This is a genomic window from Mucilaginibacter sp., assembly GCF_025362475.1.
Taxonomy (GTDB): domain Bacteria; phylum Bacteroidota; class Bacteroidia; order Sphingobacteriales; family Sphingobacteriaceae; genus Mucilaginibacter.
Map to the genome: position 1 here is coordinate 87,068 of NZ_JANYGH010000025.1, position 10,127 is coordinate 97,194.

The 10,127-nt window shown below is 42.2% G+C and carries 13 protein-coding genes; 9 read left to right on the top strand and 4 right to left on the bottom strand.

Annotated elements, in window-relative coordinates; translation table 11 throughout:
- The first annotated feature begins 4 nt into the window (after nucleotides 1–4).
- Entirely contained in the window at nucleotides 5–859 is an 855-nt protein-coding gene (locus tag Q0R88_RS10020; protein ID WP_295715632.1) for a hypothetical protein, read from the top strand.
- 627 nt (nucleotides 860–1,486) lie between these two features.
- On the opposite strand, the gene Q0R88_RS10025 is transcribed toward Q0R88_RS10020, so the two are convergent.
- Nucleotides 1,487–1,633 (bottom strand): hypothetical protein, encoded by a 147-nt coding sequence (locus Q0R88_RS10025; RefSeq protein ID WP_295715634.1) that lies wholly within the window; start codon nucleotides 1,631–1,633, stop codon nucleotides 1,487–1,489.
- 103 nt (nucleotides 1,634–1,736) lie between these two features.
- Here Q0R88_RS10025 and Q0R88_RS10030 point away from each other — a divergent pair, with 103 nt between their 5' ends.
- From Q0R88_RS10030 to Q0R88_RS10040, 3 genes are read left to right on the top strand one after another with little or no spacing between them, the layout of a single operon-like run.
- A complete protein-coding gene (locus tag Q0R88_RS10030) occupies nucleotides 1,737–2,081 on the top strand; it encodes a helix-turn-helix transcriptional regulator (protein ID WP_295715636.1) in 345 nt (114 codons plus the stop codon).
- Complete coding sequence (locus Q0R88_RS10035; RefSeq protein ID WP_295715638.1) at nucleotides 2,074–2,820, top strand: ImmA/IrrE family metallo-endopeptidase; 747 nt, start codon at nucleotides 2,074–2,076, stop codon at nucleotides 2,818–2,820. Before Q0R88_RS10030 ends, Q0R88_RS10035 begins: the two co-directional genes overlap by 8 nt.
- Entirely contained in the window at nucleotides 2,801–3,349 is a 549-nt protein-coding gene (locus tag Q0R88_RS10040) for a hypothetical protein (protein WP_295715639.1), read from the top strand. Before Q0R88_RS10035 ends, Q0R88_RS10040 begins: the two co-directional genes overlap by 20 nt.
- Before the next feature lie 222 nt (nucleotides 3,350–3,571).
- Here the strand turns inward: Q0R88_RS10040 and Q0R88_RS10045 are convergent, their stop codons facing one another.
- The 3 genes from Q0R88_RS10045 to Q0R88_RS10055 all read right to left on the bottom strand — a co-directional run bounded on the left by Q0R88_RS10045 (nucleotide 3,572) and on the right by Q0R88_RS10055 (nucleotide 5,970).
- On the bottom strand, nucleotides 3,572–3,871 hold the full coding sequence (locus tag Q0R88_RS10045; protein ID WP_295715641.1) for a hypothetical protein: 300 nt from the start codon (nucleotides 3,869–3,871) through the stop codon (nucleotides 3,572–3,574).
- 226 nt (nucleotides 3,872–4,097) lie between these two features.
- The gene (locus Q0R88_RS10050; RefSeq protein WP_295715643.1) at nucleotides 4,098–4,907 is read right to left on the bottom strand and encodes a hypothetical protein; all 810 of its coding nucleotides are present in this window, start codon (nucleotides 4,905–4,907) and stop codon (nucleotides 4,098–4,100) included.
- 136 nt (nucleotides 4,908–5,043) lie between these two features.
- Nucleotides 5,044–5,970 (bottom strand): S24 family peptidase, encoded by a 927-nt coding sequence (locus Q0R88_RS10055; protein ID WP_295715645.1) that lies wholly within the window; start codon nucleotides 5,968–5,970, stop codon nucleotides 5,044–5,046.
- 86 nt (nucleotides 5,971–6,056) lie between these two features.
- Here Q0R88_RS10055 and Q0R88_RS10060 point away from each other — a divergent pair, with 86 nt between their 5' ends.
- The 5 genes from Q0R88_RS10060 to Q0R88_RS10080 all read left to right on the top strand — a co-directional run bounded on the left by Q0R88_RS10060 (nucleotide 6,057) and on the right by Q0R88_RS10080 (nucleotide 9,796).
- On the top strand, nucleotides 6,057–6,323 hold the full coding sequence (locus tag Q0R88_RS10060) for a hypothetical protein (RefSeq protein ID WP_295715647.1): 267 nt from the start codon (nucleotides 6,057–6,059) through the stop codon (nucleotides 6,321–6,323).
- 11 nt (nucleotides 6,324–6,334) lie between these two features.
- Nucleotides 6,335–6,583, top strand: coding sequence for a hypothetical protein (locus Q0R88_RS10065; RefSeq protein WP_295715649.1), 249 nt, complete (start codon nucleotides 6,335–6,337; stop codon nucleotides 6,581–6,583).
- A gap of 18 nt (nucleotides 6,584–6,601) precedes the next feature.
- The gene (locus tag Q0R88_RS10070; RefSeq protein ID WP_295715651.1) at nucleotides 6,602–6,751 is read left to right on the top strand and encodes a hypothetical protein; all 150 of its coding nucleotides are present in this window, start codon (nucleotides 6,602–6,604) and stop codon (nucleotides 6,749–6,751) included.
- A gap of 66 nt (nucleotides 6,752–6,817) precedes the next feature.
- Complete coding sequence (locus tag Q0R88_RS10075) at nucleotides 6,818–8,830, top strand: Mu transposase C-terminal domain-containing protein (RefSeq protein ID WP_295715653.1); 2,013 nt, start codon at nucleotides 6,818–6,820, stop codon at nucleotides 8,828–8,830.
- A gap of 57 nt (nucleotides 8,831–8,887) precedes the next feature.
- Nucleotides 8,888–9,796, top strand: coding sequence for an ATP-binding protein (locus tag Q0R88_RS10080; protein WP_295715655.1), 909 nt, complete (start codon nucleotides 8,888–8,890; stop codon nucleotides 9,794–9,796).
- Nucleotides 9,797–10,127 lie beyond the last annotated feature (331 nt).

A 10,127-nucleotide genomic window follows, 5' to 3' on the forward strand; every position in this document is an offset into this window, starting at 1 on the left:
TTAGATGAATAAGTTTCTTGCCTACGTTTTTTATCCAAGGTCCAACTGGCATATTTTATTAAAAGAATTTATTCCAGGATTTATATCCGCGTGCAAAGAAGCGGATATATCTGTAAAGCTGGCTATAAAATTTGGCCGGCAAAGGGGAGATCATGTCAGGATATCGGTATCACCCACTGTTGAACATCACCAGCAACTGCGTTTACTGGCCACCTTATTTCAGAGGGACATACATCGCTTCCTAATGCTATATCCAGCTTTCAAAAAGACAGAAGGCCCCGCCCGGAATCTATTTATGGATTTTCCCTCAAATTCCGTGCATTATGATGTTTTTCCGGGACAAGATGGTGCTCCAGTAATTGTTTTAGCCGATAAAGTCTGTGAGGTCGACAGTGTTCTGACGCAGATTTACCTGGCTTGTTTAAGTGATGAGCAAATCGACACTGAAAATACAATCACCGTAATCCTTTTTTTATTGCTTACATTAATCAGGTCTATTGCACCGGTACCGGCTAACGCAAAAACATTTTGTAGTAAAGTTGCCGAATTCCTTTCTGCAATTCAACCTTCCGTAATTTCTAAAGAAGGACATTCGGAAGAGTTGATGGACTGGAACACGGTTGAAAATATAGAAGTGTTTCGAAGTATTGAAAAGGAAGTGTGGACTAATGATCACAAAACAAATGATTGGCTTTTTGAATGGAAAAGCTTATGCCGAATTCTGCTAATGCAACCTGGAATAGGTTCTGAAAGCATGCTTTTCTATGAGCTATCTGATCGTATATATGATACTTTAAACATTCCGGAAAATTACAGGCGAATTTTATCCATGAATATCGCAAAGCTATGTAACCCATAGCATTTCAAACTATTGATATTGCAACGAAACGATCTTAACGAGGGGGTAACTGAGAATTCGAATTTAAAATCATCTCTAAAATTATACTCAGCGATAACGTACATCGCAACCCTATGCTAATTAATTGTTGGTCTGCAACGTGCGGATTTGACATAAAAAAACCGCTTAAATCATTGATTTAAGCGGTTTAAGAGGGTTTTGATACCCTTTTGGCGGAATAATGGACGGGACTCGAACGGAGTTTAGTACTATCCTTATTTTCAATAATTTACAAATTTGGATTCGCGAGAACTCCCGAAGTTTTCACAAATAATTTGATATCGTTTGATTCCTAATGACTTATGTAAAAGTAACCATTAATGTTAATTGCTGCAATATATACTGGCATTAATATTCTCGGATTAGTATCGGACTTGGTAGTGATGAGAGTCCAATAGCAATTAATTAGACGTGGCGATTCGCACTTATGTTCACCGTCGCTTTTTGAGTTTCAATAATAAAACCAATAATCTCGCCTTAAATTAAATGCTGAACAAAGTGAGGATTTAGGTATTCTGGCAAGCTGTAGCGGATGAATACAGCCGATGTATTTATTCGATAATGTTCAGTTATCCTTTATTCGGCTTACTACATGGCCGTCGCAAACTGCATTCTATGGTGTTTTTCCGCGATGTTCTCTTTCTGTTTTTCCAGTTGATCCGGGCGGTCATAGTATTTAATGTCAACATCATTTTCCAGGAACAAAGCGGCGAAGGTATGGAAAGAATGATACAAACAGCATGCGTTTTAAGCGCGGCTGAAAATTTTTATGTTACATATTTGTAGTAATAATTAAATTTTGCTATGTTTGTAACACCATTCCCACCCAACAACAACCATGGATCAAAACGAAATCATAGGCGCTAATCTGCGCCGCTTCAGAGAAAAGTTGAACCTCACCCAAGAGAATTTAGCAACCTATCTCGATATAAGCCGCGTTGAAGTCAACTATTATGAAAACGGAAAACGTAACATGCCTTCCGGTGTGTTGGCTAAGGCTGCCAAATTATTTGGTATCGATGAATACGATCTGTATGAAGAAGCTGCTGATAATGCCCAGGCTAACGTAGCTTTTGCGTTCCGGGCTGACTTTTTGAATGAAGCCGACCTCAACCATATCGCTGATTTCCGAAAGATCGTCATGAACTATTTGAAAATGAAAAAGCACATCGCCAATGGATGAAGTACTGGAAAAACGGGCGAATGAATTCCGTTACCGCTGCGGCATCAGCCTCAATGAGGCCATGCCGCTAAAAAGCTTGCTGTACAAACTGGATGTGATGACGGTTTTCAAACCCTTGAGCGGAAATATGTCTGGTATGGCACTGAAGACCCATGATGGAACAACGACCGACCGTTTTATTCTGGTCAACAGCGCAAAAAGCTGCGGTAGCCAGCATTTCACCATTTGCCATGAGCTCTATCATTTGTATATCCAGGAAAATTTCACCTCCCGCGTTTGCGAAACCGGGGTTTATTTAAAAACCGACCGAGAAGAATATAATGCCGACATGTTCGCCTCTTACCTGCTCCTGCCGGAACAGGGCGTCAAATCTCTGATTCCCGATCACGAGTTCGGTAAAAACAAAATCACCATGCCAACAATCTTAAAGATCGAACACTTTTTTTGTTCGTCTCGCGCCGCATTGCTGTACCGGCTGAAAGGTTTGAAATTGATCGACGAAGAGTTGCGCCTGCAATACGCCGGCCAGGTCATGCGCAGTGCGCTGGAATTTGGTTACAGTACCGAACTCTATAAACCTGGCAATGACAATCTGGTCATCGGTGATTATGGCGCGCTGGCGCGAAGTCTGTTTGAAAAAGGTGATATATCGGAAAGTAACTACTTTTCCTTATTGCTTGACTTGGGGATGAATGTGACCGAACTTGAAAACCTCGAAAATGGCGGCGAAGAGCAATAAACATCGGGTCATTCTTATCGACGCCGACGTGGTATCTCATTTCATCTATGCCGGTGAGATCCTATCGCTAGGCGGTATTTTCACAAATCCGATCCATATACTTGATAAAGTTTATGCTGAACTAGCCCGTTTTCCGCAGCGCAAACAATATGTCGAAAACCTGTTGAATATGAAGATTATTACGGTGATCGATTTTCCGGAAGACCATACCGAGATAAAAAAGGAATACGCCCATATCAAAAAATTAATGCTTAAAGGCGATGGAGAAAGCGCCTGTATGGCAGTAGCTCGGCATTCGGAAAATATATTGGCCAGCAGTAACTTAAAGGATATCGCCAGTTATTGCAAAATGCACCGGATTGACTATCTGACCACCATGGATTTTTTGTGCCGTGCACTTCAAACCGGCGTGTTCGACCTCGCCCGCTGTAACGCCTTTATCCAAGCGGTATTATCCAACAAAAACAAGTTGCCGGTAACCAAAATGCAAGATTATATTTGCCGGGATATCGGTTTTTGTGATCAATAGTGAATCAGCAGCAGCCGGTAACCAGTACCCCAATTTTACCCGCAGCACTTTCAAAGCACCAGTGTTTCTTAACTGGTGCTTCCTATGGACGTAATTCCTCGGCAATTTCCTTGTAGGTCATTCTACTTGTGGCTCATTTGAAAAACCGGGCGCATCAGTGGCAACAGTTCCGCGATTTCTTTATCGATCAGTGCTTTTCTCTATAATGATGTAGAGTATCAATCATATTTCTTCCATGATATCTTCGGCGCGAACGATTTGGATGGCTGGATTTATCCGTTGGATCAGTTCCCTGACCATTGAAAAGTCTTGTGAACTCATGACCCGACCGGTGATTACTTGCACGACTTCTACGGGTATGTAGAAGCCTTCGGTCGTAAAAATCCGTTCTTCTTCTTCATAGGACCAAATATTGAGCTTATGAATAAGGATTGTCCTAGCCGCCTGAAGTTCATCAATTTCGCCAGAAAGGTTATGTAGTCCTTCATGACCGATGAGCTTATTAGGATAGGGTGGGAACAAGAATTTGACGATGAAATAGGTTATGGATATAATGGATACACTAAACGATTTACGATTGGATCAATTTATCCAACAATTGCAATGGTTGATCATGCGGTAAATAACTTTGTCCGACAATTTTTTGATACCCTTGAAAAGGGACCTGTGCAACAATCTTAGAGGCGCACACTTGCCTACGAACCCGTAATACCAACAAAAAAGGCGCTCTTTGCTTACGATGTGCTGATCAAATCATATTCCCCGAATTGAAAATGATTTTAGTCATTGCGTCGAGCATTTCTGGAGGCTTGTTCAAGCTGGTTCTGTCCACTCGGCCTGCAAACCAGGTGCCAAAAGCAATAGACTTATTATTCATGATTTGACCGGCAGTACGGCTATCAGTTTCGTTCAATCTGCGCGGTAATAAAACATATTGATGATAATCGCTGATCGTTTCACCAAGGTTAAGGTTTTCTGCGCGAAATATGTCTTGCCGGTAGATCAATGTATCCATGTCGATAATTGTGAGGTTCCGGACACGGCCTGTAGGGAATCCTTTTGCCGCGAGTTTGTCTAATTCATCGATAAACCAGCTATTAACGAGATGGTTCAATCCCGGTACCCGGAAGGAATGGTCATGAAGCACCAATACAGGATAAATTTTAATGGTCTGCGGTTCATAGGCTGTGTCAAAAGGAAATTGCAGGGTGAGCGCACGCCCAATGTTGCCCATGAGCTGCAATACTGCTTTATTGGAACGGCGGCCACCCTTCTCTTCGAAATATAGTTTTTTTTTAAACTCAGCCTCCAACAGGCTGAAATCATACTGTTCCTTAACAGCCGCATTGATCAGGATGTCCTTTGACTCGAACAAATACATGTGTTCATCCCTCCTGGCGTAGTAATCCGGCTCTGCATTGAGCCCGCTGTCCTTCATCTGTGAACCGGTATACTTAACATTATCACCGGGGAAGAAGCTGTCCAGTATCCGGTAAAGTAGCCAGCGTTCTGAAAATGCGTCGGTATAAAGTAAGGGGGTTAAAACCACTTGTACCAAATGAGATTATAAAAAAGTCCGTTTTTTGTACGATTAAGGCACTTTTTGAATTGTCGAATAAAAACGACTTGTTCCATATGCTACTATTTACCTTCCATTTTAAAAGAAAATTTAAAGGTATTTAAAGGGGTTACTACTATTTGGGTAAAAGCTTGTTGGCTTTTAATACCCGTAACACCTCGGTTAAATCAGCTTCCAGGTTGTTGACCTTTTTGTAAAGTTCTGTAGGGGACTTAAAATTAAAACTTCCGTGCCATACGGCATACCATATTTCCACAACTTCATCGGGTGCTATTTCAATATTTGGGAATAGGTTACGGTTATCAATGGCATCTGATTTGGCTATGATGTAACCGTACTTTTCTATCCTGTTCAACAGTCTTTTAACTATAACGCCACGGTTTTTAGTTACTATGATGTGTACCCGATCCTCTCTAATAAACTCCAACTTTTCTACCCACTGACCAATCACCATTTCTTTATTTTCGAGCGTTGGAAACATACTGTCGCCGTCTACTTCAAAGGCGCGGTAGGTGCTATTTGTAAGCCCCGGCAGGGAGAACGACGGCAGGGTTTCTATGTACGCCGGATCACCAAAACCGAGCAGATAACCGGCCGCAGCCTTAACGGGTACATACACTATATTCTCTTTTCCCGATTTGTCGACAGTTACAATTTTAGGGCTTAAAAATGCAGTTGGGTGGACAGTTGGGTGGACACTTTTTTGTATTTTCTTGTCTTTACCTCTACCTGTGACTGCGGGGGTAATTGTTGTGTACTCCCCTTTTTCGTCATTAAGGTGTATATCTACGGCGGGGGTATCTGCATATGTTTTACCAGTTATCAGCATTTCGCCGCCGCCGGTAACTAACCAACTTAGACTTATGTCTAAGTATGCGTTTACAATCTTCTCTAAAATCTGACTTCCTATACTTCCGTCCCGTTTTAAGGCATTTTTGATGTACCCATTACTAATACCCAACTCATTTTCGGCCTTAAAAGGCGAAATTCGTTTGGTATCAAGATAAATTAACAGCCTGTCAATCGGTCGGTTAGGCTCCATATTTAAGAAATTATGGGATTTTTGTCTAACATAATTTGTATTTATTAGATATATGTCTAAGTTTGTGTCAACAAAGTAACACAAACATGACCGAAGATAAAAATAAAAAAACCACTTGTACCAAAAATTGTGCAAACCTGGTGTTACCACGACCAACTGCTAAACTAATCGCCGCTATTACAGATACTTCGGCAAGCCTGGTTAAAAAAGTTAACACCGGTGATCGTAACGACAAAAGCGAAAACGCCCAGCTAATTAAATACTGCACCGAACTCATAGTGGAAGGTCAGCAGGTATTGGTACAAGCTGTATCAGAGATCATCAGCGGAAAAAAACAAACACCCTCACAATAACCCTCACAAACATGAAAGCACTAACCAAAGCAGCAAAGGAAATTGCAAAGAAAAACTTTCCGAAATCGACACCGACACTAAAAATAACCAGCCTCATTAAAAAAGGCTTTGTTGGAGACCTAAGAGCAATAAAGAACAATCTTGAAGAGCAATTGAAACAATTGGACGCTATGCAGGAAAATACGAAGTCAAGGTTTACCGAACCGGCTATTTACAAACTAAGCAGCGCTATTATTGAAATCCAAAAACTAATTTCCTAACCCTCAAAATTCAAAATCATGAAAAAGCTAATTAAAGAAATCAAAACAATCCCACACGCTGCAATCAACAATCAAATTACAGCTATCCAATTTGTAATTATAGCAATAACGCTTTTTGGATTAGGCGCTATAATACCCCCCATAGTTAACACCATTATAGGTCAATAATAACCCCTTACAGACAGGCAGCCCCCCCGGTTCGAGGCCGGGGCTTGTAACATCCTAACTAACAAAATGATATTCCACGATTCAAATAACCTTTGCCTCACGTTTGAGGAATTTGTGCCTGAATTTATGACTAAGCCCAATTACGATAAGGCGCGTTCGCGTGGCCGTATAGTAGTTTATGGCCGTGGTGGTAATGGTTCCGGGGTATATATCGATTATGAAGCCCTGCCGGGTGATTACAAAAAGGCAGTAGTTGAAAAGTACGGCGACCCTTACAAATACATTGTAAAACAGCCTTTAACCGAGTGGGTAAACATCAACTGGAACAAAAAAGCATTCGATTTTTATAATAACACCAATAACAAGGGTTATAAGCTGCCAAGCGGTTTAAACCTGCCCGAAGAGTACCGCGATAAGTATACCAAAGCGGCAACGTATTTGGATGGCATAAACCACTATACAACCGACAAATTAGCTTTAAAACGTGACTTTAATATTAATATGGTGTCGTTTTGGGAGATAGTTGCGGATGTAATTAAGGCTGAAAACGTGGCTCTGCCAACCAATCAAAAGCGGTTAAGGGAACGCGTTAACGCGTACAAAACAGGCGGTTTTGAGGTGCTTATTGAAGCTTTCAGGTTCGCAAATGATAACAGCAAAAAGGTAAAAGATCAGGTAGCGGAAGATACGCTGATGGATTTAATCGCGCTTGATAATAAACACGACGATACTTCTATTAAAGAGGCTTATAATAATTGGGCGCTTGAAAACGGCCGCAAAACCATTACGGCGCAGGCTGTAGGGTACCGCCGCCGTACCAACTATCACGAAGTAATAATGGCCCGCGAAGGCAAGGCCGCAGCATACAATAAATACAGCATGCAGATAAAACAGAGCCGCCCAACGGCCCCGCTGATGCTGGTAAATGGTGACGATAACGTACTGGATTTATTTTTTATTGACCCTGTCACCAAAAACAGGTATAACCGCCCGGTTATGTATGTGATTATAGACGCCCTTAACGACTACCCGCTGGGTTATGCGATAGGCGAAACTGTTACAATCGACCTTATTAAAGCTGCATGCCGCAATGCAATGGAACACATTATTGAGATAACCGGCCAGCCACACATTTGGGGACAAATGAAAACTGATAAGTGGGCTATTGACCCGGCGTTAAAAGGCGAATTGGCTACTTACTTTAAAATGGGTGGCGAAACCACGCACTTTACGGCATCTGTAGCACAAAGCAAGTATATAGAGCGTGTTTTTGGTAAGCCACTGCATAAAATACTCAAAGTGTTCCCTAACTATAGCGGTGCCAATATTACGGCCCGTGGCGCTAATGCAAGGCCAAACCCCGACGCATTACAGAAAAGGAGTGCATATTTCCCCGACAAAAAGCATATACCCGCCGTAATTGAAATGGCTATAAATGCCTTAAGGCACACGGTTATGGACGACGGCAGCACCCGCCAACAACAATGGCTTCAATTATTCAACAGCAGTGTGTTTTGCAAGGGTCGTGCTATTACCAACGAGCGCAAACTCGAAATAATGGGCGTTAAGCATCAACCCAAAGAGCCTGCCCGCTTAAAGGTTAATGGCTTAAACTTTCAGCTTAATAATATCAAATACAGTTTTGATATACCGGCCAGCTTATTCCCGCAGCACAACAATAAATCGGTAGAAATCATGTACGACCCTGCCGATATGAGCCAGGTGCTTGTAACAGATCATAAAGGTATCCGCTTTGTGGCCGATGCCTACAAGTACCAGCCATCGGCCATAGCAGATATGAAACCCGGCGACGGTGAACGCCTGCACGAACGACTGGAAGAGAAACGCACCATTACCAAAAAGCTTATTGATGCGGTAACCGAAAGAAGCGAACGCCAGCAACGTGCAGATATTGACGCGCAAAGCCTGATGCAGGCCGGTGTGCTAACTAAAGCGGTTAATCACCAGGCACAAAAGGTTATCAGCGGATATAACGATGTTGAGATTGAGGCGGTAACGATTGAGAAAACTACCCGCAAGCCGCAGTCAACAAAAGCAACTATTTACGACAAAGTATAACAAAAAGCCGGGACCCTCACAGTACCCGGCTCAAAAACCAATTAAAAGCTAATTAAAATGGAATTAAGTACAAAAGAACAAATTAGAACCGAGTTAGCCAAATATGTAAAGCACATTGGCAGCGGTAAAAAGGCCGAAAAGCCATTGGGTGTATCACATGCTTACATCAGCCAAATACTTAATAATAAAGCTGACAAAGTAAGCGATGCCACATGGCGCAAAATAGCGGCAGGCGTAGGCTTAAGGCTTGACGATGTTTGGAATCATGTTGACACACGCCCAACCATCGAATTAACAGCGCTGTTTGATAATGCCCGTTTGGGTGTTAACTGCCGGGCTATACTATGCCACCCAGGTAGCGGAAAAACGCATACGCTAAACCGTTATGCAGCCACGCATCAAAATGTAATTGTGGTTAAATGTGTGGAGGTGATGACTGTACGTTCGTTTTATGGCGATATCCTAAAATCATTGGGCCACGAACCCAGCAGTTACAATTTGCACGACATTTTTTTGCAGGTGGTTGATGTGGTTTCACGCCTGGAAAGCCCGGTGATGATTATTGACGAGATAGAGCGAGTACACAGCAAGTTTTTAACCGCTATCGTATCGCAGATAGTTGACATGTTTAACCGCCTTGAAGATATATGCCCTTTTGTGGTGTTAGGCACCTCGGTACTCAAAAAAATATCTGATGGCTGCATAGTCCGACAAACAGCCAACTGGAATACCTTTTTTGACCGCTTTAATATCAAATGGGTACTGCTCACCGCGCCTAATGAACAGGACTTATTAGATGTTATTAAGGCTAACGGTATAACCGGCCTTAACCAAGCCTACGCCATCATAAACGACAGTATAACTACCGACGGTAACTACACCATGCGCCGGGTTAAAAGCAGCGTTAAGGCCCAAAAGAAAAAAGCCACTCTATTGGAGGCAGAAGATCAGGAGGAAGCAGCGTGAGAGATATAACCGTTTATCCCGATAGAAATTTCAGACTATCGAGGAAGCTAAAAAAGCAATGGACTAAAATGTATCAAATGCATTACATCTATAGCATAGCTATTGCCAAACAGTGCGAAATAGCGCCTAATTGGGACCCGCCAGTTAAATTATGTAACCCGTCTTGATACTAACTACTAATTACTAAAAAATGAGCCACGTTAAACGCCAACTAACCATACAGCAGGTAACGCGCCAAAAGGTTATGCAACTGCTTGATATTACCGAACTGCAATACGGCAGTTTGGTAATGGATGCGGCCTTTGCCTACCTGCATCAGCACATGGGCGAT

Excerpts from the sequence above, each read along its gene's own strand:
- Q0R88_RS10020 (WP_295715632.1), top strand. The coding sequence starts at position 5 with ATGAATAAGTTTCTTGCCTACGTTTTTTATCCAAGGTCCAACTGGCAT.
- Q0R88_RS10030 (WP_295715636.1), top strand. The coding sequence starts at position 1,737 with ATGGATCAAAACGAAATCATAGGCGCTAATCTGCGCCGCTTCAGAGAA.
- Q0R88_RS10035 (WP_295715638.1), top strand. The coding sequence starts at position 2,074 with ATGGATGAAGTACTGGAAAAACGGGCGAATGAATTCCGTTACCGCTGC.
- Q0R88_RS10040 (WP_295715639.1), top strand. The coding sequence starts at position 2,801 with ATGGCGGCGAAGAGCAATAAACATCGGGTCATTCTTATCGACGCCGAC.
- Q0R88_RS10055 (WP_295715645.1), bottom strand. The coding sequence starts at position 5,970 with ATGGAGCCTAACCGACCGATTGACAGGCTGTTAATTTATCTTGATACC.
- Q0R88_RS10060 (WP_295715647.1), top strand. The coding sequence starts at position 6,057 with ATGACCGAAGATAAAAATAAAAAAACCACTTGTACCAAAAATTGTGCA.
- Q0R88_RS10065 (WP_295715649.1), top strand. The coding sequence starts at position 6,335 with ATGAAAGCACTAACCAAAGCAGCAAAGGAAATTGCAAAGAAAAACTTT.
- Q0R88_RS10070 (WP_295715651.1), top strand. The coding sequence starts at position 6,602 with ATGAAAAAGCTAATTAAAGAAATCAAAACAATCCCACACGCTGCAATC.
- Q0R88_RS10075 (WP_295715653.1), top strand. The coding sequence starts at position 6,818 with ATGATATTCCACGATTCAAATAACCTTTGCCTCACGTTTGAGGAATTT.
- Q0R88_RS10080 (WP_295715655.1), top strand. The coding sequence starts at position 8,888 with ATGGAATTAAGTACAAAAGAACAAATTAGAACCGAGTTAGCCAAATAT.